The following is a 25,574-nucleotide window of genomic DNA, read 5'->3' on the forward strand; positions in this document are numbered from 1 at the left end:
AAAGATCAGATGAAAATAAGGATAAAAGGTAATTCGGTACGTTACCGCTTGTCGCAAACAGACGTGGCTTTACTTACTACAAAGGGCTATCATGAGGAGCAAACGGTCTTTGGCCCTTCTGCCTTGACTTATGCCCTGGTACGCAAAGAAGATGGCGATCGGCTGACAGCCACTTACGAGCAACACAAGATTACCGTGGCCATACCTGCCGCATGGCTGGAGCATTGGGCCGGAAACGACGTGGTCGGCTTCGACAGTCATATGCCGCTGGCGGAAGGGGACTCACTTTTCCTGCTGGTTGAAAAAGATTTCAAGTGTATCGACGATACTACCGAAGACCAGTCTGATAATTACGATAATCCCAACCAAATCTGCTGATCATGGAAGAAGAGCTGCATGCTTTGCCTGATGCCGAGAATCCCGAAACCTTTACGGGGCTGAAGCTGGGCCGGATTAAAAAGACCGCGGCGGGTGTGCCGGCAGTACTGTCGGCATTCCGGATGGTACTGTCCGAGGCCGGGATCGTACGTGGCAACAAAGCCTTGTTCCATCTTAATAAAAAAGGTGGTTTTGACTGTCCCAGCTGTGCGTGGCCCGATCCCGACGACGAACGCTCGGGCATTGCAGAGTATTGCGAGAACGGCGCCAGGGCCGTAGCGGAAGAGGCCACATCTAAAAAGCTAACACCGGCTTTTTTTCAAAACCATTCCGTATTCGATCTCTCGCTGCTTTCCGATTACGAGATCGGCGGCAAAGGGCGTATCGCGCAGCCGATGTACCTGCCTAAAGGTGGAAGTCATTACGAACCTATTGGCTGGAAAGAGGCTTTCGACAAGATTGCTTTGCACCTTAATACGCTGGGTAGTCCCGACGAAGCCGTTTTCTATACCTCGGGCCGTACCAGCAACGAAGCGGCCTTTTTGTACCAGCTGTTTGTAAGGGAGTATGGCACCAATAACCTGCCCGACTGCAGCAATATGTGCCACGAGAGCAGCGGCGTAGCCTTGGGCGAATCGCTGGGCATCGGCAAGGGATCGGTGAAGCTGGAAGATTTTTACGAGGCAGAGGTGATCCTCATCCTGGGGCAAAATCCAGGCACCAACCACCCCCGGATGCTGTCGGCGCTGCAAAAGGCCAAACGTAAGGGCGCCACCATTATTTCAGTAAACCCCCTGCCGGAAACCGGGTTGATGGGATTCAATAACCCGCAGCAGTTCAAAGGTATTCTGGGTATAGATGCCGCGCTTACCGATCTTTTCCTGCAGGTGCGTATCAATGGCGATATGGCTTTGCTGCAGGCGATTGCACGGCTGCTGTTTGAAGAAGAGCAACAGCATCCCGGTACGGTATTTGACCCCGCTTTTATTGAAACGCATACCGAAGGCTATGATGCTTATGCCCGTCACATTGGCCAATGTGATTTTGATGCGCTGGTACAGGATTCCGGCGTGCCTGAGGAGCAGGTGCGGGAAGCGGCTGCCTTGCTGAAAGATAAAAAGAAGATCATTGCTTGTTGGGCAATGGGCCTTACACAACATAAGAACGCTGTCGATACCATTAAAGAAGTGGTGAACCTGCTGTTGCTCAAAGGTAGTATAGGCAAGCCCGGCGCCGGCACCTGCCCGGTGCGGGGGCATAGTAATGTACAGGGCGACCGTACCATGGGGATCTACGAGCAACCTTCTGAACGGTTTCTGAATGCTATTGAAGATCAGTTTGGCTTTACACCGCCAAAGGAACATGGCTACGATGTGGTGGAAAGCATTAAAGCGATGCACCAGGGAAAGGCTAAGGTCTTTATAGCCATGGGGGGCAATTTTCTGAGCGCCACGCCCGACACCAATTATACGGCGGCTGCGTTGCGTCGCTGCCGGCTCACCGTTCATATATCGACCAAACTCAACCGGAGTCACCTGGTACATGGAGAGGAAGCGTTGATCCTGCCTTGCCTGGGGCGCAGCGACAAGGATATGATCAACGGAGAGAACCAATTTGTGACCTGCGAAAATTCGATGGGTGTGGTACAGGCATCCAAAGGTGTTCTGAAACCGGTATCGCCCAGGCTGCTGAGCGAACCGGTGATCGTAAGCCGGATGGCCAGGGCCGTCATGGGCGGTTTCAGCAGGGTGAATTGGGAAAAATATGCGCAACACTACGATGCCATACGGGACGATATCGAGAAGACGATACCCGGCTTTACAGATTACAACCGGAGGGCGCGGGAAGACGGTGGCTTCTACCTGCCCAACTGCAACCGCGAAGGCCGCTTTGATACCTCCGACGGTAAGGCACAATTCAACGTCGCAATACCGGAACACATTACCCTTGCCGGTGATGAGCTGATGATGATGACCATACGCAGCCACGACCAGTTCAATACGACGATATACGGGCTCAACGACCGGTACCGTGGCATTTATAACGAACGCCGCGTGATCCTGATGAACCAGGCAGACATGAATGAGCGGGGCCTGCAGCAAGGCGATGTGGTCGATCTTTTTAACCAGTACGGCGACACCACGCGCGTAGCGCACCAATTTATCGCAGTGCCATATCCCATACCCCCTAAGTGTACAGCGACCTATTTTCCCGAGGCCAACGTGCTGGTGCCGGTCGATAGTGTTGCCCATAAAAGCAATACGCCTACCTCCAAAATGGTGATCCTTACCTTGCGCCGGCACGAGGACCTGCTCGTGCCCTATACAGAGGCCCCGGAATAATACTACCCGGCCTGGCGCATGAGTCTATCGGAAACTGGTTGACGAAACAGCACCTGTTCGGCCATTCTGCTTACTTTTGGATGCAGAGACTCATGGACCAAAGCCAGCATACATACAGGAAGATCATCCACATCGATATGGATGCTTTCTATGCTTCCGTAGAGCAGCGCGATCATCCCCAATACCGGGGCAGGCCTATTGTGGTCGGCGGGCCGCCCGAGCGCCGGGGCGTTGTGGCCACGGCCAGCTATGAGGCCCGGAAGTTCGGCATCCGGTCGGCCATGTCGAGCCGTAAGGCGCAACAGCTTTGCCCTGATGTCCTCTTTGTTTTCCCAAGGTTTGATGTCTACAAAACGGTATCCCAGCATATCAGGGCTATCTTCCATCGTCATACCGATATTGTCGAGCCGCTTTCTCTTGATGAAGCCTTCCTGGATGTAACTACCGATAAGCAGGGCATAGGTTCGGCTATCGAGATCGCCCGTCTTATCCGGCAGGCCATAAAGGAGGAGCTGCAGCTAACCGCTTCCGCCGGCGTATCGGTCAACAAATTCATCGCGAAGATCGCCTCAGATATGGATAAGCCGGATGGGTTGACGTTTATCGGCCCGTCGCAAATCATTGCTTTTATGGAGCAGCTGCCGGTGGAAAAATTCTTCGGGGTGGGCCGGGTGACGGCGGAAAAAATGAAGCAGATGGGCTTGTTTACCGGCGCCGACCTGAAGCGATTATCAGAAGAAGAGCTGATACGGCGCTTCGGCAAACCAGGCTCTTTCTATTATTACATGGTGAGAGGGATAGACGAACGGCCTGTACAACCGCACCGCGAGATCAAGTCGGTGGCCTCCGAAGATACTTTTGAGCAGGATCTTGACCTGCCGGCAGACCTTGACCGGGAGCTGGAGAAGATCGCCGGCAGGGTAGTGCAACGTTTACAGCGCTATGAGCTCAAAGGCCGTACGATCACGCTTAAAGTAAAGTTCAGCGACTTTAAACAATTGACGCGTAACCATTCGTATACACTGCCGGTCAACGATTACGAAACCATTCTCGAAACGGCCAGGAGCCTGCTGCAGCGGCTCGACCTGGAAGGCCGCAAGATACGGCTGCTCGGCATCTCACTGTCCAACTTCGAGGAGCCGCGGCCCGATCCGGGCCAGCCGGGCGGCCCCCGTCAGTTGGAGCTCTTCTGAATTGCGACCGGCTTTGCTATGCCTGGTAAAGCCCGTATCTTTAAATCAAAAAGACATGATCGTTAAAACACTTCTTGGTGAATTCCTGCACGAAGCAGAGAATACCCGCCGGCTTATGGCGGCCATTCCCGACGGCGCACTTGATTGGAAGCCTGCCGAACACAGCTGGACTACGGCGCAGCTGGCCAGCCACATTGCAGAGATTTATAACTGGTATCCGGCTACGCTGCAGCAGCGCGTATTCGATATGGGCAACTATCAATACGATAAGGGCGATATCAGCAATATGGGCGCTATTATGGCTAAGTTTGAAGAAAATGTAAGTAAAGCCCGGGAAGCCCTGGAATCGGCCAGCGAGGAGTCGATGGGCGAGACCTGGCGTATGGAGCGGGAGGGCCGGCTGCTGATGCCGGAGTTGCCTCGTGCGGTAGTAGCCCGCGGCTTTCTTATGAATCACTTGTATCATCACCGGGGTGAGATGATCGTTTATCTGCGGTCTACCGGCAACAGGGTTCCCGGTCTTTATGGGCCGGTATGGGAAGATCGCCTGGCATAAATACCACAGCCTGTTTGATGAGGATGGATATCATATAAACGATGTCATAGAAGTACTACAAAATTGCTTGTGATATCTTGCTCAAGCAGAAAATGACATTTCCTATTTTATTGATAATCATTTTATTGCTATTTTTCTAATTGATCTTGTGATTTCATGATTTATTTTTGGCACACTTTTTGTGCTGATAATTCTGGTTAAATTTTCATAACACCATCCTCTGGTGTGTTTGGTTTATTGGTTTTTGGTTTCGCCCTCCCTCCAAGGAGGGCTACCTTTTTGTGGAAAAAATGGAATGCTTCGCGCAACCGGATCAAGCGGAAAAGCTGAGGGAGAAAACTTTTAATCAGGGAGTATTTCTTTGTTTTGAAATACAAGCATATTCGAACTATCGTTCGGATCGCCTCAGGTTCCTACCGGTCAGGACATGCTATGATCACGAAGGCGAGGTTAACTGTTGCCAGGCCAATGCCGTTTTGTTCAGAAGCGCAAGATGAAAAGGAAAATGCGGCATCTAAGAGATCAAGCCCAAAAAAATCTGATGAATATTATGATCCAAAAAAAATCCCACGATTTTCATCATGGGACCTTCTTGTTACGCAACGAAAGAGGGTAATGTCTATTGCTTGATAAACCGCCAGGAGCCCTGCTGTATGCCGCTTAGCACACGGAAAGTATAGATGCCGGGCGCCAGCGCACTCACATCGATCTTTTGCGGGCTTTGCGTTACCGTGATCTTTTGCAAACATTTGCCGGCTACATCGAACAAGGCCAACTCGGTACCCGGCTGCGCCCGCTCGACGATAACCGTTTGCAGGGCAGGATTGGGATAAAGTAGTATGGTGGTTGTATGGGTAATATTGTCGACGCCCACACCGTTGTCCACAGTGACTGTACGGCAGTTGCTATCGACGCCGCAGCTATTGCTGCTCTTCACGCATACGGTATAATCGCCAATGTTGCTGTAAGTATGGCTGGCGGTATTGCCTGTAGCCAGCTGACCGTCGCCAAACCGCCATCCTACAGCGGTGACGGGTGTAGAGCCGGTATACGTGAATTGCAGCGCTCTGCCGCTGGCCGTATAGCTAAATGCGGCTTCGGGAGCGGGGCAGGTAAGGGTAACCGGCTGACAGGTGGTATCGCTGCCACAGCCTTTATAAGCGATGACACATACCTGGTAAGTACCCGGCGCGCTATAGGTATAGCTGGCCGTACTGCCCATAGCAGTTTGCCCGGGTGCAAAAGTCCAGCGCACACTGTCTACCGGTGTGCTGCCGGTATAGGTTACATTAACGGTAGTGTTGCTGGCAGTATGGCTAAAGGCGGCATTGGGTTGCGGACAGCTTACAGTGACCGGCTGGCACAGCGTATCGCTGCCACAGCCTCTGAAGGCCTTGACGCAGATCGTGTAGGTACCGGCCATATTGAAGTTGTGGCTGGCCGTATTACCCGTGGCCGTTTGTCCCGGTGCAAATACCCAGCGGATACTGTCGGTGGGCGTGCTGCCGGTATAGCTTACATTGACCGTGGTATTGGTCACCGTATAGCTGAAATTGGCATTGGGCTGCGGGCAGGTAATGGTTACCAGCTGGCAGGCGGTATCCCTGCCGCAGTCCTTATAGGCGATTACGCAAAGATTGTAGGATCCGGGCGCACCGTAATTGTGGCTGGCTGTATTACCGGTACCGGTTTGTCCCGGTGCAAAAAGCCAGCGCACACTATCCACCGGCGTGCTTCCGGTATAAGTCATATTGACGGTAGTGCCGGCAAGGGTATAGCTGAAAGCGGCGGCCGGCTGCGGACAGGAAATATCGACCGGTTGGCAGCTTTGGGTGCCGCCACAGGCATTATAGACGGTAAGGCATACGGTATGGTTGCCCATGCCAAAGGTATGGTTGGGGCTAAGCAGGGTACTGGTGCCGCCATCGCCAAAATTCCAGCGTACGCTGTCTGCTCCCGGTGTGCCGGCATAGGTAAAGCTCACAAGACCGGCGGCATTGGGTGTAGTATGGGTAAAAGCCGATACCGGCGGTGTGCAGTTACAGTTATAGCCGTATTTGGCAATAAAGAAGTCGGTAGGACCGCCATGTGTCTTGTAACCGGAATTGCCCAGCCAGATGCTGTCTTTCAAGGCGCCGCCGATATAAATATTATCGTTGAAGCAGGCGATCTCGATGCCGTTCTCACCCAGACCCTGACCGGCGGGGTCGTTGTTGCGGATATAATCCATCTTCTGCAGATTACCCAGCGAATCGAAGATCACAATAGGGATCTTTCCCGTGATGCCGGGTGTCAGCATGGAATCGTTCCCGATGATAATGTTTTTGGCAAGGCCGGTAATGATCAGCTTACCATTGCTTAAATTTTCATACATGGTGGTAGGGCCGGTGTCGGCTATGCCGATGCCATCGATCGCTTTTCTCCAGATGAGGTTGTTGTTCAGGTCGAGCTTCATAACGAAGCCGAAACGACCCAGGCTACCGCCGGGGTTGATGAAGGTTTGCCCTTTAAAGGTGCAGTCGGAGCCGAAAAAGCTGCCGAAATAATATTGGGCGTTGCCATAACGGAAGCCGCATGCTTTGTGCCCGATATAGGCAGCGCCTGTTGTGGTAAAGGTATCGAGGCTGATGAGGTTTCTCGATGCATCGAAGGTAGCTGTGCCGTAAGCCCGGTCCAGGGTCTCGGCTACAATACTAACATACAGGGTATTGCTGGGCTCATAGAGCGAGCAGGGATTGGACATATTGATGATCATCAGCGAATCGCTGAGCGGCAGCCTGGTAGCGCTGAGCAGATTGCCCTGTGGGGTATAAACGAAATCGTAAATGCCACGTTGGCTGGTAACGGAAGGCATAAGCGGCACGCCGCTCGCCCTGAGCACTTTCAGGTAGTGAATCAATGTATCCTGAAGGACAAGGCGCCCTATGTCGTTGCTCAGTGCAGAAACCGCATTAAGCGAATTGTCGCCTTGGCTGCGCATCCACTGGTAATGGCCCGAAGTATCGTACTTGATGAGCCACGAAGCGTAAAAATTGGCGCTCATGGTACTATCGGGGCCAAAGTAACGCATATTGGCCGCGCCGCCGCCCGGAGCCGAACCGGCGATATATACGTTGCCGTTTCTACAGGCCAGGCCGGTAAAGCGGGTATGGTTGGTGCCTTCCAGTACTTTTCCCCAACGGATCCGGCCGTCACAGTTAAAGCTCAGCAAGGCCGTCTTGGCCTGATATTGAGAACTGATGCCTGATTGCACGGGAAAGGTGATGGTGTCGATAACAAGGTTACCCGATCCCATAAACTCGGTCAGCATGTAGACATTGCCATGCTCGTCTGTGGCTATTTCTTTGGCCAGGTCGAAGGCATTGCTGGTTGGTGGTGGTGTCAGCGGCGATCCGCCTCCAACGACCCATTTGCCTTGTTGGGCGCGGGCAGAGGCTGCAGCGATAAAGAGCAGGAACAGGCACGACGAGAGTGCCCTTGAGGGAAAGTGTAGCTTTTTTGCCATTCAGGTTTTGGTTTGGTCCTATAAAAATAAAATAACAAAACCGCTTAGACAAGCGGTTTTGTTATTTTTTCAAGTATTAAGACTAGTGTGTTACGGACAGTCGCTGAACATGCAGGGTTTCTCCGTCCGCTTCCATGCGGATCAGGTACATGCCCGATATCCATTCGCTGGTTCCCATAATCCATTTGCCTTTAGACTCGGTTACCTTATGCGTTGCTACCTTGCGTCCGGCAATGTCGTATACTACGATCGAGCGGTCGCCCTTGGTATGGGCGCCGTAGTCGTAAGATACAGTGGCTTGCTGGCCGGCAGGGTTGGGATACAGCTCCATGGCATCCAGAACGGTAAAGCGCTGACCGTTGTCGGCAGCTTCGTCTTCCGGTGCAGGACGCTGGGGGTCCCAGCTGCATTTCGGTACTTTCACATCAACAGAGCGATAGCATTTCCGTCCATCGCCGTACATGAACAACAGCTGGATCTTGATCACGGCTGGTGGCGGTATCGACAGGCTGTTGAACGCTATGTTAAGCGAAACGCCGCCGAAGGGTCCTACGCCACCGATGGAAGGCAGTATGGGACCATAATCGCTACCCAGCGAGAAGGTGCCCGGCACGCCGTAATTGTTGGAAATGGAGATGTCGAGGAAATACCTGCCCGGAACGCTTGGATCGCACCTGAGCCTTACTTCCTTGATCGCACCTTCGCAATCCATACATTGTGCATCTTTGATATCCATGATGTCGGATTTCTCGGCGCACATGCCATTGTTCAGCATTTCCTGGTATTGGCCGAAGGTAGGCACTTTGTAGGGCGAAACGGTGCTGTTGAAACCGCTCATGTCTACACCGCCATTCCTGAGCCATTGCCATTGCTGGAAGGCAATACCCGGAGGTCCATACAGGTACAGATCGCTGATCTGTGCTTTACACATAGAGTAGCAGCCTGATGGGAAGTATTCGAAATACTTCTCCGGAGCATAGGGCACATAGATGTCCTTGTGGCTGCGGCAGCCTACACTGTTGGTATACCATACGCGGTAAGGTCCGCCCTGGTAGATGGTATTTACGGCGCCATTGGTACCGTTGCTCCAGGTAAAGGTGCCCGGGCTGCCATGGCTGGCGGTCAGGGTCATCTCGTTGGTGGCGCAATCGATAATTACCGGGCCGCTGATAGACGGAGGTCCGGGCAGCGGGTTGATGGTAATGGAGGTTGAGGTCGTGCTGCTGCACGATACACCGCTCAGCGGATCGGTATTGGTTACCTTCAGCTGGTAAGTGTAAGTGCCGGGGCTCAGGCCTGCGTCGCTGATGGTGGCTGCAGTGCTGATCACCGCTCCGCCGTTACGGCGCCATTCATAAACCGTTCCTGCGCCCAGGTAGCCGTTCAGCTCAACTGCATCGCCATCGCAGTAATCCACATCGCCACGGATGGTAGCCACGGGACTCTTGATGATCATTACATTCTCCGTCAGAGTGTTGGCCCTGCAGCTGTGTATGTCAAATACCTGTACCCAATAAGCGCCGGATGCTGTGGCGCCATAGGTCGGAACGCTGGTTGGCGTGCTGTGCTCGTCCCAGTTCCAGAGGTATGGCGAAATGGCCGAGCTTGAACCAGTGTTTGTATAATTCAACTGGACTGGTGCACCGGAACATACGGTATCTCCACCGGTAACAATGCCACTCAGGTTGTGCGGGAAGATGTTTACACCCGTGCTGCCGCTGGCCGTACAGCCATAAGCATCTGTAATGGTCAACGAAATGGGCTGCGAGATAGGTGTGTTTGTACTAAAGGCTGTTGACGGAGAGTCTACGGCACTGGTACCAAAACCTGTACCGAAATTCCAAAGATAGCTGGCCACTACAGTACTAGGTGGTGCTGGTGTAATATTAGGCCCGAAGGAGATGGGTAATCCGCTACAGTTAGCTGTAAGGGGTATTGTGGTGTTCACAATGCTTACCGTCGGCTTGGTTGGCATAAGAATATTACGTGTTACCGTACAGAAGGTAGTGGTGCCGCCTCCGGGAGGGGTTACACCTACGCTTTCAGTAACAGTATAGCTCACACCCGCCTGTAATGAAGAGACGAAAGTGTTACCGGTACCTGTAGCCGGAGCTGCGCTGCCTGCCGGAGAAATGCTCCAGCTGATGGGGCCGATCACAAAGCCGGTAAGGTAAGCGGTGCGGTCTTCGAAGGTCACGTTGTACGTAGTGCCCGGACCGCAGGCGATCTTATGGTAGAAATCAGCTTTGGCGCCGATCTTCACCTGTACAGAGGCTCTGGAAGCACAAGTAGTGCCGCCCCAGGTCTCGGTATAGTTGATCGTGTAAATACCAGGATTGGTATAGCTTACGGTAGTGGTATTAATACCTGATGTGGGCAGTGTAGAATAAGACCAGGACTGGGTCGCGCCTACATGTGCGCTGGGAGTCAGTGTTACCACGTTGCAGTTCACTACAGCGCTTAGGGTAGCAGGATTGGTCGGAGGCGTACAGCTAGGTCCGCCGGGTCCGCCACTGGAACCACAGCTGCTCAGCGTAGTGATCACCACAGCATCTGAAGTATCAGTACAGCCGTTGGCAGCTGTTGCGATGAATACAAAGGAGCCGCCGATCCCTGTAGCCGTATCAGGACTTACAGTAGTAGGTGTCGTGTACGGGCTACCGCTGTTCAGCCACCTGAAGGTAAGCGGTGTGGGCGCGTTATTGGTATAAGTGCCGATAAGCTGGGTTACCGTACCGGGGCACAGTGCCAGCGGGCCAGGTGAGCTGGCATAGGCTACAGGGCCAGGCAGTATGTTGATGGTGGTCGCCGCCGTGCCCTGGGGAGGACAGGTAATGGAGGTCGAGGCTGCTCCCGAAGCCTTCACCGAGATCGTGTACACGACAGGTGAAGATGTATTGTTGTAAGGGAACGGAACCGTGATAGAACTCATGGGGGTAGTAGCGGAGTAAACGCCGGGGATGTCCCAGGTATAATTCGCGGCACCGGAAGTAGTCGAGATGGTCACCCAACCCGGACAAGCATTCACGGGAGAGGTTAATATCGGCAGCGGCGAAGGATTTACCGTTACGGTCTTGTATACCGTATCCGTCTTACCGCATTTGGTTACTACGAGTGAAATAGTAGCAACAGTAGTGGAAGGAACATTTTTCCACAACACTTTTGCCGTCTGGCCGTAAACATTGCCAACGATGCTACCCGCACTTCCAGGAGTTACGTTCCAGTAATAGGAATCACCTGTGTTATAAGTTGTCAGGTAATCGTTGTAACCATTACCGCAGGCTGTAGCCGGGCCTGTAATGGTGGGGTTGAACGGATCCTGGATGATGTTCATGGATTTAACCGGTCCGGCGCAATGCGGCTCTTCGATCTGCTCGCGCCATACATTGAGCTGCTTGAAACCGGCTGAGGTCCATACAACGGTCACTTCGTCGCCGTTGCCAGGCGTTACGGTACCACCAATCGCCTGCCAGGTAAATACCGAGTTGGGATCGTTGGCTGTAGCCTTGTAGGTATAAGGAACATTGAGACATACGGTGTCGTCGCCGGTCATGGTGTTCACGATGCCGGGCAGTTTCTGCACTTTGATCGTAATGGGATCGGAGCAGAAATTGCCGATAGCGCTCAGCACATAAGTACCGGGCAGCGGGAAGGAAGCATTGAAGTTGGTGCCCGATCCGGATTGCGGTGCGGGACCATTCAGTACCCATGTAGCAAAGTCGCCGGTGTTCAATGTATAGTTCTTGTTGTCGTTCTGGCAGGCGAAATCATCACCCAGGATCACCGAAGGATCCACAACGACTACCTTCAGCTGGGCGTCGCCGCCGCAAAGGGTAACACCGTTCTGGTAGGTGCCATGGATGGTGTAGCTGCCGGGATTGTCAAATTTCACTACAACCCTGTAATCGGTACGGATACCTTGTACAGCGGTGGGCTCGTTGATTACACCCCAGTTCCAGCGGGTGCCGGGCCATAAAGGCAGGGTATATTCGTATTCTTTTCCAGTGCAGATAACGAGCGGACCGTCGATCTGAGCGCTGGTGCTTACTACCGGTACTTTAATAGTTGTTGTACCGGGGCAAGTGGCGCCGCAGCCGGGCGTAGTAAGGCTTACATAACCGAAGTCGGAGCCAGCCCAAACGACTTCAACGAAGGGATCGCCGGGGCCACCACCGTTCACGATGCTGCCGCCGGTAACCTGCCATTGATAGTTGCTGCAGGAAACACTGGTCTTATAAGTTGCTTTTTGCTTTTCGCATACGACCGAGGGACAAATAATATCAGGTCCCTTTAAGGGGCTTACATCAACTTTTATCTCGTAAACGTCAGTACAGTTACAAGCATTTTTGACAGTAAGCCGGATAATGTAGGAGCCGGGATTATCGTAGGAATAGGTCGGGCTTTGCTGTGCGGAGGTGTTGCCATCTCCGAAATCCCAGTACCAGCTTACGATGGGCGACTGGGGCGTGCCTTGCGACAGGTCCTGGAACTGGATCAGGTTTTTGACACAGGTCTTGAAGTCTTTGGCCGGGCCGGGGTCGGGGAGTACTGCAAACAGGGCCCTTGGCTTGGCAGTAACCTGAACGCATATTTCCTTGTCATAAGCGGCGCAGGGGGTTACGGCATGCAGCGAAATGGAGCCGGCGGTGCCGGGAGCACCCCATTGTACTTCGATGCTGTCGCCCCAGTTGTTGAGCAGGGTAGCACCCACAACATTCCAGGTGAAGGTGCCGGCTGTAACACCGGTAGCGTAATAGCGTACAATACTGTTTTCACAAACTTTGATACAAGGGCCATCGGGCTCCATGTTCTGGTTGTTGCCGCCCTGCTCGCCTTTGCGTACAGAGTCCATGGCGATGCTTTGACAGCCTACTTCAAAGTTGGAAGTAATGGCAAGATCGGGTGCGGGAATCACGACTACTGTTTTGGTGGCATAGCCCGGAGGGGGCGTAAAGCCGGGGAACAGCACGGTAACGTTACCCGTGGTGGTGGGGGAATTGAAAGTGATCGTGGCCGTGCTGCTGGTCGAAGTGGGTGTCACAGCCGGGTTGGCCAGCCAGGTATAGCCGGCGGTGCCGCCCGGTGTAGCAGTAAATACCGATGGCACACCTACACATACCGTATCTGGTCCCGTGATCACTTGTCCCCAGGTGGTCTGACCCAATGCCGTGAGCAGACAAAGGAGCAGCACATGCCTGGTGAATAAGATAATTTTTCTCATGAGATTAATGTTTTGGTGAAAATGTTATTCTTTGTTTGGTTTTTTCAGGCGCACCCGCGTCAGGGTGGGTGACTGCTCAGGGAAGGTGCGGGGATGCAAATGGCAATGCCTTTTTGCCGCCGGTTAATGCTGTTCAGCATCCGGCACGAAAGGACGCCGGAGGGCACAGCTATCTTAGCGGGGTATAGCACCTTTAGCCGCTTATTATAGCGGTGCCGGAAGATTTTACAACTGGGGTAGAAGAGCTGTAAAATGGTGATCGCCTGTATAGTATGCAGGGCATGCTGATACATGAGCCTTGGGTTTTGGTGCCTGTCGTTTCCCGTTTGGGCAGGGTGGAAAACAACAAATTATAGGATTTCGTTTGGTATCATTTATTATGATGAAAATCAATTCAAATGATATAGCCGGATATTGCTATCCGATGCAGGTGACAATAAATTTTGTTAAGCAAACCTTATTGAACTGTAAAAATATAAATCAATAATTGTATTTAATACAGATATTAAACTCGATTTTTTTCAGGCTTTTACCTATGTATATTATGCAATTTTTCTATCCATAAAATATGTCGCATTCCGCTATTACCTATTGAAATGATGGTATATTGGGGATAAGCTTTCCCCGCTAAACCATGAAAAAGGAGCATAATGAAAGCATATGCCGGAAGAATGGCTGTTATGGAAATACAAAAATCTTGTTTACCATAAGTAAACGCCCTGGTAAACTACCGTTAAGATGGGAAAAAGCTTTTAACAATAAGCCACAGGGAGGCGCAGGCTCCCAAATTATCGCTGCACAATAGATGCAAAGGGGGCATATTCCTTTACCCCTGTTTCGTCATTACTGAGCAGGTTATACCGGCTGCCTGGCTATGGCGTGACTTTTGTGCTTTTCTGCTGATGTTTGTTACTGCATTTTTCCTGCAGTGCGCATGCTGAACTTTAGGGCCTACTTAAAATAAAGTCAAATGAAAAAGAAACCGGTTGCGCTTCAAAAGCTACATCTGAACAAAAAGAATATCCTGTCTTTAGAAAATCAAAAGGGTGCCGCTGGCGGCGGCCCTTCTCAGCTTGGTCCTACAGCTTGTCTCTGTCCGCAGCCCACGCAAAACGCCAAAACATGTCCGTCCTGGGTCGATGCCTGCCCTACATGGGGATGCCCGCCGCAAACCCTGGCTTGCCCTACTGTAAATGGACCCAATTGTTCTATTGCGATCTGCTGATCTATCCCCGATCAATTGCTTTAAAGCCATTCCATAAAGGAGTGGCTTTTTATCTGGTCAGTTGAGCAAGCGCCTTTTTATCTTAATTTCCGTCTTCTTGTGTTTTCTTGCTACCTATTCATTACTGCAAGTTTTACGCAGTGGTTCCGTGGACCTTTAATGCTCACACAAAAAATAGGGCTATATGAAAAAGAAAACACTAAACACGAAGCTGTCTTTAAAGAAGATCACCATTACGGAACTGGGATCGGAGAAAGGAAACGGGATCCTAGGCGGAGGATTTACAAAGGGCTGCCCCACCAGTGGCGTATTGGAACCTTGTAATACCGTAGGAAGCGCCTGCTTCAATACAGAAGCCGGGGAAAGCTATTGCCAGTGTACCGGTACCTGTCCGGCCACCGCCCTTAATTGTCCGCAGCCATCAGAAGGCTGTCCGACCTTCTTTAACCATTGTTCCGTTCAGATTTGTGCTACAGGCGGATAAGCCTGGTAAATACCTGAAATGGACGATAAAAATAATAGCCGCCCCAGGGGCGGCTATTATTTTGACATAAAATTTTCACTCTCGTACTTATGCGGAATGGCGGCATAGCTATCCGTTTTTATACCCCGGATACCCAATCGAGTCCTATTGTTGTTTAACCATTTTTCTATAGATCACTTCGTTATTGCTATTGTTCGTAATGCGCAACAGGTAAGTGCCATCACTCAGATGTCTTATGTCGATCTGCTCCCGGCTATTGTCTGTAACAACTGTACGCAACGGACGACCGTTAATATCGAGCACCGCGATAGTATGCCGGCCGTACATACCGCTGACCGTCACAGCATCTTTCGCCGGGTTGGGCCATAGGGCAATTGCTGCAGCGCCCTCACAATTGCTTTGCAATTGCAGCACACGACTATCATAGGCAATGCTGCCATCCCGGTCCTTTACCATCAGGCGAAAGAATGCTTTGCCATGAGGAATATCAGAAAGCGTAAGGGTATAGGTACCGGTTCCCGAGTGCCCGGGGGCTACTGTCCCTGCGTTGGTAAATTGTCTGCCATCGGCGCTGTATTGTATTGCAAATTCTGCTACATTCAACTCCCGGGCGGTTTCCCAGGTCAGCCTGGCATTGCAGCTGTTGTCCATATTACCAGTGAAGGAAGTAATGTTTACCGGTAAGGGGACCTCTTGCACATTGCCTATTGCTATAGCGCTGTACAGGCTTATATCCGGAACCGTACCGCTCAATGTGCTGCCTTCGGCAAGTCCCGAAGCCCCTGTGTTACCACTCAGGTTATCCCATTGCAGTGTATTGGTGTTCCAACCGGTAAGGCGCATATTGGCCGCATTGGTATAGCCGCCGTTGCCCGAAAAGCCTGGGAGGGATACCGTAATGCTAAGCGATGACGTACCACTGATCGCTATCCAATCCCAAAAGCATAAAGGTGAAACCGAGAAGAGCCGGTCGACACCTGCTGTGCCGGTTGGATTTAGGGCGGTAAGGCTTTGCGTGCCCGTTGACGTAGGATCCATACCCGAGCTGGCATCGCCTGACCAATACGCGATGCTGATATGATCGGTAGCCGTACCTGGCGCGCTGATCTGCAAGGTACGCAGGTCGTTGCCTGCCTGGCTACCCACCGGGAAGGTAAAAGCATCGTTACCTATTTTGCTCACGTAGCCATTTACATATTGCGCATCACCTGATGAGGCATTGGTATAAACGGCATTGTCAAGGAAGCGTAAAGCTCCGGTATTGCTGTTGCTACGCACCGTTGTTGTAAGCCCGTTGCCAAAGTACAGGCTGGTGGCTATATTGACGCCATTGGTATTGGTGATGTCGACCGCCTGGCCCACGCCATTGGTAAAAGCCGCAATGGCCAATGTAGGTGCTATAGAACCGGATATCGTTTTAATCGCATCTGTCGGCGGCCAGCTCGCTGAGCCGTCTCCCACGAGAGAATCTATAGACCCGGAACCGGCAGTATACGGCCCGTCGATATGAAGGTGCTTCCCGCCGTGTATGGTCATAGCGCCGTTCACGGCGGTATAGCTACCCGAAGGCGGCACTATAGCCGAATCTGTATAATAGGATACGATGCCGGCATTGTTATCATTGTTGAGCCCACCCAAGTAAAACTGTGCCTGAGCCGGGACAACGCTTGCAGAAAAGCCCAGTGCGCTCAGAATTGGATATAGGATTTTCATAAGCAAATTGCTTTAAAGTTGAGGCAGCTCCGGTTATTGTTGCCTGATGGCGGCAACAGAGGCCCTGTTGACCTGCTTGTGTTCCGGGAGCCTGGTGAACAGAATGAAGGATGTAACAGATCCCGGTACTTAATTGGCAATTTTGTAACCGTAAAGGGTACTGACCACCACCTGATATTCGGTACCACCCGACACCTGGGCTGCGCCGGCCATACTCACCGTTTCGCCTGCATTCAGGTAGGTTATGCAGGAGGCATTGACACCCTTTACCGTTCCCGGGTTGGACTCGTACGATTGTACCAATATCGTATTGGCGCCCCCGGCGTTCTTCACCAGGTATAATATGGCCCAGGCAAAAGTGGGATTGCCTGCCACCAGACCGTTGTCAAACTGGGTAGCCCCATAAAATAAATAGTAACCGCTGGCCGGCGCTGTAAACCGGCCGTTGGCCGTATCCAGCACATTAGCAGTATTCGCAATGGCGCCCTGCGGGTATTTGATCTCTGTCCGGACATAAGGCCCTGCACCCACAGTAGCCGTGCAGGTTTGCCGGGAGCTGGTGGGTGTTGCGGAGAACGGATACGTAGAGGCTGCCGCAGGCACGCTATTGGCGCTCGAGAGTAATACCAGTTCCCAGGTGGTACCGGTAGTCGTGCCTTTAGCTATAAAAAAAGCATAGTAGCCGGCCGGCACCTTCACCGATGCTACGCCTGCGCCGCTTTGGTTATCGATCAGTTCGGTCCCATTGGCCGCTATCGTGAGCACGGCCGTACCTGTATTCTTAAAATGGTACATCCGTCCCATGAAATTACCGGTTCCGCTTATGGCCGCCGGCAAGGTGAGGGTGCCGTCAGCACTACCGTTATAAGCTATGTAAAAGTCATTGGCGCCAACGGTTCCACTGGCCGCTACGGTCGTATATTGTGCTGCCATGGAGCCATTGACGGTCAGCTTTGAACCTGGCGTTGTGGTGCCGACGCCTGTATTGCCCGTTTGACAGAACGAGGTGTATCCGGATAAAAAGGCACATAGCGTTAAGGTACCAAGTAGTAGTGGGTTTCTCATAATCGTTTGGACTTTGGGTTGTATAAAAATTGAGGGTTCTTAAAATCAAATTGTGAAGGCCGCCGCTAATATTATTCCAATTGGCTGGATGACAATAAGCCGGATCGGTAAAGCAGGAGCCAGACACCCCTACACGCGTCGTGTTTATATACGCCGGAGCTTATTAAGCGTGGCTGGCTTCCCTATTTAAGTACCAGCCTATTGGCCTTACCGACGCGGTTCCCTTTACTATCGATCAGTGTAATGATATAGCTTCCCTTTGCCCAACGGGCTGCAGGCAATGCGAAGCTGCTGATACCCGGGGAGATATCGAGCTTGTCGTTTACCAGCTCCTGTCCCAGCATACTCACTACAATAAGCCGTAGGTCACTCCTGTTTTTATTTGTGTTTATGCTTATGATTATTTCATCGGAAAGCTCTGCTGGTGTGGGATATACAGACCAGCTTGTATAGTCTGCTTCGCATTGGGCAGACATCGTCACCACCTTGCTTTTCGTGACACTTCCATCCAGATCTACTATGGATAAGCGATACATTCCCGTACTACCTGCTTGTTGTGTAACAAAGGTATACCTATCCCCATGTGCTGTATTACTACCGGTAACACGACCGATAACCGAAAAGTTTTTACCATCAGTACCATATTCAACAGCAAAATGATCTAAGTCCCGTTCATTGGCCGTTTCCCACCAAAGGGTAACAGTACATTTGTCGGCATTACCCGCGAAGCCGACCAACGCTACAGGCAGCGGTGTTATGGGGTTGCTGCTCTTGGAGTAATAGGCTGCAGTAGCAGAAGCTGTGGTCGCAAAATCAGTATATGTACGGCTACGGAGAGATGATCCGGTAACGGTCCCCGTACTACTCAGGTCGCCGGTGGTCCCTGCTCCTGGGGTATTGCTCTGCCAGGAGCTCAGACTTGGATTGTCGCCAGTACTATTGGGTATTGAGCCGTTACGGGTTACGAAATGTTCCGCATCGTTAAACGCACTTTGGTTGGTACTGTTATTGTGCTGCAAAGCAATGCCGCTATTTCCTGAAACAATATCAGCATATATATTCCAGGTGCGGGTAATGCCGTTACCGGTTGTACCCGCCGGCTCATCGGAAACACTGCCTGCATAATCTTGTATGCTTACATGCATACCGTTGGCAGTAGTATTGGTGATTTGCGCCGGTGTATAGTCTCCGGCAGCAATGCCTACCGGAAAGGTAAAGACGCCGGTATACACGTCCTTAACCGTATGGCTCAGCGTACTGTTGCTGGTAATGATCATGCGGGCCGGGCTGTAATTGCTGATAGTAGCGTCGCTATCAAAACGCAGGTCGCCGGTGGCGCCGGTACCCAGGGTTACATGCGCTCCGTCTACAGCCAGGTTCAGGTCGTTTCCTATATACAAGGTAGAAGTGGCTGTATTATTAGTAAAGCCTGCCGCAGTGAGATCTGCCGGAAAGTCCGTATTCGTCAGTGCCATTCCACTTGTATTTTGCAATGTCATATTCACAGCTATAGCATTGATGCCGTCGTTGCCATCGATCAAGGTGGGGCCGGCGGCACCTCCGGCAGCCGAGGCATTAAAAAAATTGATGGTACCGGTTCCCGTAACCACCGCCGTCGGATCTATTGCTATGTATTTGCTGTATATATCCCATGTTCCGTCTACCTGGTAATGGCCCGGGCCTATATACAATGTTTCTGAAACGTCGGTATGCGTGCCGCCCGGCGCCACCGTTATTGTAGCAAGCGTGCCGCCGTAAGTGCTTACCGAACCAGGCCCCTGGGACATGGCAACTCCGGGCCCCATCAGTAATGCCATCGAAAGATAAAGTCTTGTCGTATAAAGCTGTTTCATCGTTTCCTTATAGTTTATCCCTGCTCCTGCTGTATGAAACGGGGTATCGAAAAATGGCAATCGCCGTCGCGCGGGTATAATAGTGCTGCCGCAATGAGCAAGATACCTGGACCGGTGCTGCCGGATTCCATATACGCCTGCCGGGCTATAATGCACCCTGTTAATTTTGGACCTTCGTCGCTAATACATAGACGGAGGGATTGCCTGCGTTACATTGATTAGGGACTACTGGATTGGTTTTGCCGGCCAGTATCGGATAAGTGCCGGCATTGAGGAACAGCATACGGCCCTGGTCACGGGGAACCATAAACGCAACGGTGGCAGATCCGCAATAGACGCGCCAGATATCCGCAACGCTGCTTCCGGTATTAATGTACATCCAGTAGTCGTTACAATCGGTATTAAGCGTGAGACCTGTCTCGAAATAATACCAACCTGCGGAAGGTATAGTAATACTCAAACCTGTAGGAAGGCCGGCTCCTCCTGTTGCCCCATTAAAGGGACAAGAGTAAGTGCCGGTCGCCGCTATCTTGGTATTACCAAACGAGGTGGTCGCTTGCCAGGTGGCGTTGCCGGCATTGTCGGTAGTCAGCACTTTGCCCGCAACAGGTGTTCCGGCTGTAGGGAATTTAAGGCTACCATCTACTTCCAGTGTGGCGCCAGGCGCCACTGCGTTTATGCCGACGTTACCATTGGGGAGAACATTTATGAATTCCCGGGTACCTTCAGGGCCGCCTTCCCTATAAAAACGGAAACGTCCGTCGGATACATCTATTACCCTGTTGCTCCAGGTCGCCGCATTGTCGGTCTTAAAATACATCCTGGGATTACCATTATTGACGGCGATATGGCCCCGGCGTTCTATCATAGCTACCTTGTCGCCACCGGCATCATTATTGGAGCCCCAATAGGTCCATTCAGTTTGTGAAGGAGCGCTGTAAGCGACCCAACTGCCGCCACTGCAGGTCCACTGCTGGCCTGCCGTAGGGCTAATCATATTTGTGTCTGTGTAGAGTATGGCGCCGCTGCAAGTCCCGGTCGGCGCGCCGGATCCATACACTACAGTCTGTCCGCCGCCGGTAGCCGCCAGCCGTACCCAACGGGAACCGTCGTTGTAGTACCAGCCTGGCGATACGCCGAAGGGAGCTGTACCTGCTGTAGCCGTATTATATACAGTCATGCCGGCTATATGCGTGGTAAGGGGAGTGGCCACATTGGTAGCCTGGAGCGGTACACGGGGTAGCAGGAAGCCTTTTTGTGTACTTTCGAGTTCGAGCACTGCATTATTATCGGGCAGGGATGAAGAGCCTGCAACGCTACCGTCTTTGATCTTTGTTTGTGCCATTGCGGTGCCCATTGCACTAATGGTTATCGCTGCTAGTGTATAAAATCGTTTTCTCATCTTAAATGATTGTTGGTTTGGTAAGTTATAGTGTTGGGCCTGGTAAGCTTTTTCTTTAGCTACTGCATCAAAAATGGTCAAATACCATTTGACCTTGATGGAGAACGGAGCAACTATGACGGCGGTACGTTTCTACCGGTCCCTTAAACGACTTTGCACTGGTCCTGGAAATTATAGTGACGCTGGCCATAACGGAACACTATTATGTCTGAAAATAAGGCATAGGTCTCTTGTCGTTCTATTCATTGATTTCAGAACCGATTTTTTTAAGAAAAATACAGCCATTTATTTGGGGTTAAAAGTATAGCCTTTGCCAGGAACGGGCAAGCTGCAATTTGTAGAATTAGTTCTACATATATTTTTGTGAATAAGCTGAAACCAGCTACCGTATTGATTATTAGCCGGTGTAAAGAAGGAAACGATGTTAATGTACGTAAAAGATCCGGAACGCCGTCGGGCGACTTTATCGAAAATAGTTCCGGGGCTACATCGTCGGGCAAGAGCAATATTTTTCAATATTCCTATGCTTAAGCTTTTACATTTTTAAATGTAAATAATTTGTTCCGGCGATCTGAATTTTCGAAAACTTATTCTAATTTTCTCGCCCAAGCACACCTACTCATGTTACCCCAAATATTGATTGCTGATGATCATTCCATCGTAAGACATGGGCTCAGCATTATTATCAGAGATATTCTGCCGGACGCGGAGCTCTTTTTTGCGACCAATTTTGACACGCTGCTGCAGGTCCTGGCAGAAGGGAAGCTGACGCTGGCTATATGCGATGTCAATATGCCGGGCTGCAATAATTTCCATATGGTGCAGATCATGAAGCAGATCCAGCCTGAGCTAAAGATCATCATCTATTCTGCTTACGATGAAAACCTGTATGCGAACCGGTTTATAAAGGCCGGCGCCGATTTGTATCTTCAGAAAGAAATTGAAAACCAGGTTTTGATCAAAGCGATCCATAGCGTCCTGGAGCAGCGCCCGTTTGCAGCGACGGCAATACATGAAGAGGCGGATAATGGTATGGTCAATCCTATATCATTATTATCCGATCGTGAATTTGAAGTATCCAACCTCCTGGTTAAAGGTTTGGGCACCTCGGAAATATGCCATACGCTGGACCTTGGTAAAACCACGGTAAGTACCTATAAAAGGCGTATCTATGAAAAAATGGGCATCTCCACGCTACCCGAACTGGTAACCATTTACAGGAATTATGTCAATGCAATTATTTGAGCGTAGATGGAAGGACCAGCCGGACGACAATGCCCCGGGGTTGGTTGGGAGATAAGATCAAGCTGGCGCCGATCAATGGCAGTATGTTCTTGATGATAGAGAACCCAAGTCCTGTATAGGTTTTGTTCTCGTGTTTCTGCTCATCGTTCAGGTATTCATTGTACGCTTTTATTTCTTCTTCGCGCATTCCGTTGCCGGTATCGGATATGAAGATAACCCAGTCATGGCTTAGTGTTTCAAAATCGACAGTAACTGTCCCTTCTCTAGTGTGCTTAATGCCATTATCAATCAGGTTGTGTAAGAGAATATCAATAAGAATATCATGACCGAAAATTACCTGGCCGGCCGGTACCCGGTTCATCAGCTTGATATTCCGCTCTTTTGCCGCAAGAGCGAAAATCGTAAACTTCTGCTCGATAAGCGGCGCAATGGCGACGTTCTCTTTAGGCTGGTTGGTTACTGTCCATAGATTGAGATAAGAAATAAGCCTGCCGGTAAAGTGAAAGAGCTGTTCCGTAGCCTTGTATATTTCCAGCGCATCATTTTCTTTAGTGCTTTTTTCCCGTCTTATTGAATCGTATAAATGCTTCGAGGAAAACGTAAGGTACTTTAAAGGGGTTCTTATATCATGCGCTATATGGTTGGTCAGCCGTTGCTGAAATTTGTTTTCTTTGGTCAGCTGTTCTTCCGACTGCTTCAATGCCTTAATATGTTCCTGCAGCTTCTGTGTTTGTGTTTCTATTGCTGCTTCAAGGTGTTTATTCCGTTTCTTTAAAAGGTAGAACCGGAGCCTGAAAGAAAGCCAAAGCAGGATGACAGCTATGAGGGCCACGGCTGCTTTGAATATCCGGGTTTCCCACCAGGCAGGCACCACATTGATGTTTATTCTTCTTTCTGAATACCGGTTACCGAAGCCGGCCCTTTTTCTTATCGCCAGTATATGATTTCCCGATGACAGGGCGTTGAATGCTACCTGATTGCTTTTCATCGATAGCCATTTTCCGTTATCAAACCGGTATTCATATTGCAGGTTATCGGGATTGCCAAAATAGGCTGTGGCAACGGTGATCGTTACCGGATCAAATGCATGTTGCAATACGAGCGAATCCGTAGAGGGGATTTCATTATTGCCTGCTTCAATTTTATCAATGATCATCTCTTTATCGGGGATCATTCCTTTAATGCTATCCGGGTTAAAGAATACCCATCCTTTCATAGAAGAAAAGCAGAATGAGCCATTGGGCAATTTAAGGCTGGTACGATCGTTGCCTCCATTGAATTCATTGGATATAAAACCTTCTTCTTTATTGTAATGCTGGTAATAGGGACGGGAGCCCGCTTTTTCGTCGTAGGACAATAAGTCTTTCTTCAGGATCTGGAATATACCGTTATTTGTGGTGATCCATAGATATCCTTTGTTGTCTTCCAGTATGCAATGGGCAGCATTCAGGTAGTTGTTTCTGTCGGCAGGGAACTGTTTGATCGTTCCGTTCTTGTCGCAATAGAATCCCGCATCGTAAGTGCCTATCCACAGTTCATGTTCTCCCAGTTGATGCAAGGCCCTTACCGTTTTGCCCCGCAATATTCCGGGAGCTGTCATTTTATGATCGTTCAGGTCGTAACAGTATAAGCCTGCACTGGTCCCGATCCATGCTTTGCCTTCGTAGGCTTTGATGGTCTGGATATGCGCCCCCACTGTACACACAAGCCTGGGGCTGCTGTCCGCTGACCTATAGCCGATACTAAAGATCCGGCCCTGGGGTGTGCCCAGCCAGAGCCCTCCGGGAACTTCGGCAAGCTCCGATACCTGGAAGTCCAGCACCCACTTTTGGACCAGGGTATTGAAATCGGGGGCATACCGGTAGAGCGTATTCCCGCTTACGATCCATATCGCTTCGGACGTTCTCATGATCCTGCTTGCCGAGTATCTCATCATTGTCCTGGCTTCAGGCAAAAAATAAGGCTTCTGTGCTCCGGTCGAAAATACGATCCCTTTATCAGTAAGTATGCTGCTGTCATCGTACGCAACCTGGTCTTGTATTACATTGTAGGGAGAAGCGACATCGTTGACGATCTTTGTCTGGAAATATTTCTTTTTGAAAACATACAGACCATCTATTTTACTCCCCAGCAAAAGCATGTCCTGCTCCTTGTGGTAGCTGGCAGCGGCGATGTCTTTCCGGCTCAGGTCAAATCCGGAAAGAAGCAGGGTGGTGTTGAGTTTGCCGGCAGCGTCCCGTTCAACCAGGTACAAACCATCGCCGTAGGAAAGAAACGTTTGCCCGGTAGCATTATTGACACAGAGCACCGGCTTTGCGGCAGCCTTCTGCGCCCGTATATCGCCGGTCAATTCAAGGGTAGCGGTCCCCTTTGGTGTTATTCTTTGCACTTCAAAATGCCTGCCGGCAGAAGAAAGCCAGTAAAGATCTTCTCCTATGTTGAAAGTACTTCCGGGCGCCATCCCCTCTGGTGCAGGGCGTTCCGCGATTTTCTTTCCGGATAAGAACCAGAATATCTTTCCCCTGGTTAGCAATAGGGCCTTGTCCTGCGAGACCGGCAGTAAGGTGGTATCCCGCTTAAAGTCATAATCCTGTTCCTGCCCAAATTTCCAGGTCTGATGAACGTAGGATCCGGGGGTGGCATGGCCTTGCTTACCTTTGGCTCGCAAAGAAGCGCAGCCTTTTTCTGCAGATAGTATTGATCCCCGGTCCGCTATGGCCAACAGTATACCGGTACGGTGATCTTTCATAATGTCCACGAAGCGGTTGGAGCCTATTCCGGTATTTGCTTTATCAAAAAGCTTGAAATTCCGGCCATCAAACCGCACCAGGCCTCCTTCTGTGGCTAACCAGTAAAAGCCAAATGTATCGGCCGCAATGGCTTTAACGCTGTTTTGCGGCAACCCGTTTTCGGTGGTATAATGAAAGACAACGAAATCATGCACTGTCCTCCCTGCGTAGGTGCTTATTACATTAAACAATACCATGACTATTGCAACCGTAACACGTCTCATATGGCCGGAAAATAACAGGGGGAACCAAAACGCGTGCAAAGTATTACAACCCTTTGGCATTTGGACGCGATACATAATCTATTATAGATGCAGTCCCGGAATGCTATCTGCAATGGTACCCCATCAGGCGTCACGGGCATAATCCCGGATCAGTGTCTAACTATTTTTATACCGGAAGTGGATGGTGCTTTGTTTTACAGCATCGGTATACAAATATAATTGTTCGGTACTTGTGTCTGTTCAGACCGTGAATTTGTAGGATCAAGCGGAAAAGTTGGGGGGCGTATAAATTAGGCGTATATATTAGCGAGCCTGAATAGGAAGAAGGGGATATCCCTTACTCCTCTGGAAGAAGACCGGAAAGATTTTAATTTGGCAT

The 25,574-nt window shown here is 50.8% G+C and carries 14 protein-coding genes; 6 read left to right on the forward strand and 8 right to left on the reverse strand.

What is annotated here, in order from left to right:
- The first annotated feature begins 9 nt into the window (after positions 1-9).
- The 4 genes from DZK30_RS23735 to DZK30_RS23750 all read left to right on the forward strand — a co-directional run bounded on the left by DZK30_RS23735 (position 10) and on the right by DZK30_RS23750 (position 4,469).
- A complete protein-coding gene (locus tag DZK30_RS23735) occupies positions 10-378 on the forward strand; it encodes a DUF7009 family protein (protein WP_118976687.1) in 369 nt (122 codons plus the stop codon).
- A gap of 2 nt (positions 379-380) precedes the next feature.
- Positions 381-2,720 carry an FdhF/YdeP family oxidoreductase gene (locus DZK30_RS23740; RefSeq protein WP_118976688.1) on the forward strand — a complete coding sequence of 780 codons (2,340 nt, stop codon included), beginning with the start codon at positions 381-383 and terminating at the stop codon, positions 2,718-2,720.
- An 80-nt stretch (positions 2,721-2,800) separates the two neighbouring features.
- The gene (gene dinB / locus DZK30_RS23745; protein ID WP_240432981.1) at positions 2,801-3,913 is read left to right on the forward strand and encodes a DNA polymerase IV; all 1,113 of its coding nucleotides are present in this window, start codon (positions 2,801-2,803) and stop codon (positions 3,911-3,913) included.
- A gap of 55 nt (positions 3,914-3,968) precedes the next feature.
- A complete protein-coding gene (locus DZK30_RS23750; protein ID WP_118976690.1) occupies positions 3,969-4,469 on the forward strand; it encodes a DinB family protein in 501 nt (166 codons plus the stop codon).
- A 619-nt stretch (positions 4,470-5,088) separates the two neighbouring features.
- Here DZK30_RS23750 and DZK30_RS23760 read toward each other — a convergent pair.
- The 3 genes from DZK30_RS23760 to DZK30_RS26115 form a co-directional block, all read right to left on the reverse strand.
- Positions 5,089-7,974, reverse strand: coding sequence for a T9SS type A sorting domain-containing protein (locus DZK30_RS23760; RefSeq protein WP_118976692.1), 2,886 nt, complete (start codon positions 7,972-7,974; stop codon positions 5,089-5,091).
- A gap of 82 nt (positions 7,975-8,056) precedes the next feature.
- A complete protein-coding gene (locus DZK30_RS23765) occupies positions 8,057-13,195 on the reverse strand; it encodes a PKD domain-containing protein (protein ID WP_118976693.1) in 5,139 nt (1,712 codons plus the stop codon).
- A gap of 59 nt (positions 13,196-13,254) precedes the next feature.
- Positions 13,255-13,488 carry a hypothetical protein gene (locus DZK30_RS26115; protein ID WP_162903398.1) on the reverse strand — a complete coding sequence of 78 codons (234 nt, stop codon included), beginning with the start codon at positions 13,486-13,488 and terminating at the stop codon, positions 13,255-13,257.
- 1,116 nt (positions 13,489-14,604) lie between these two features.
- Between DZK30_RS26115 and DZK30_RS23770 the strand changes: the two genes are divergently transcribed.
- A complete protein-coding gene (locus DZK30_RS23770) occupies positions 14,605-14,904 on the forward strand; it encodes a class I lanthipeptide (RefSeq protein ID WP_118976694.1) in 300 nt (99 codons plus the stop codon).
- A 144-nt stretch (positions 14,905-15,048) separates the two neighbouring features.
- Here the strand turns inward: DZK30_RS23770 and DZK30_RS23775 are convergent, their stop codons facing one another.
- The 4 genes from DZK30_RS23775 to DZK30_RS23790 all read right to left on the reverse strand — a co-directional run bounded on the left by DZK30_RS23775 (position 15,049) and on the right by DZK30_RS23790 (position 20,937).
- Complete coding sequence (locus DZK30_RS23775; RefSeq protein WP_118976695.1) at positions 15,049-16,617, reverse strand: T9SS type A sorting domain-containing protein; 1,569 nt, start codon at positions 16,615-16,617, stop codon at positions 15,049-15,051.
- A gap of 129 nt (positions 16,618-16,746) precedes the next feature.
- Positions 16,747-17,682, reverse strand: coding sequence for a hypothetical protein (locus DZK30_RS23780; RefSeq protein WP_118976696.1), 936 nt, complete (start codon positions 17,680-17,682; stop codon positions 16,747-16,749).
- 182 nt (positions 17,683-17,864) lie between these two features.
- Positions 17,865-19,535, reverse strand: coding sequence for a T9SS type A sorting domain-containing protein (locus tag DZK30_RS23785; protein ID WP_162903399.1), 1,671 nt, complete (start codon positions 19,533-19,535; stop codon positions 17,865-17,867).
- A gap of 160 nt (positions 19,536-19,695) precedes the next feature.
- On the reverse strand, positions 19,696-20,937 hold the full coding sequence (locus DZK30_RS23790; protein WP_162903400.1) for a hypothetical protein: 1,242 nt from the start codon (positions 20,935-20,937) through the stop codon (positions 19,696-19,698).
- 621 nt (positions 20,938-21,558) lie between these two features.
- On the opposite strand from DZK30_RS23790, the gene DZK30_RS23800 reads away from it, so the two are divergent.
- The gene (locus DZK30_RS23800) at positions 21,559-22,182 is read left to right on the forward strand and encodes a response regulator transcription factor (protein WP_118976700.1); all 624 of its coding nucleotides are present in this window, start codon (positions 21,559-21,561) and stop codon (positions 22,180-22,182) included.
- Here the strand turns inward: DZK30_RS23800 and DZK30_RS23805 are convergent.
- Positions 22,175-25,195 carry a ligand-binding sensor domain-containing protein gene (locus tag DZK30_RS23805; RefSeq protein ID WP_162903401.1) on the reverse strand — a complete coding sequence of 1,007 codons (3,021 nt, stop codon included), beginning with the start codon at positions 25,193-25,195 and terminating at the stop codon, positions 22,175-22,177. The two genes, DZK30_RS23800 and DZK30_RS23805, sit on opposite strands and share 8 nt — an antisense overlap.
- Between the last annotated feature and the right edge of the window lie 379 nt (positions 25,196-25,574).

Origin of the sequence: Taibaiella koreensis, assembly GCF_003545715.1 — a bacterium.
GTDB classification, from domain to species: domain Bacteria; phylum Bacteroidota; class Bacteroidia; order Chitinophagales; family Chitinophagaceae; genus Taibaiella; species Taibaiella koreensis.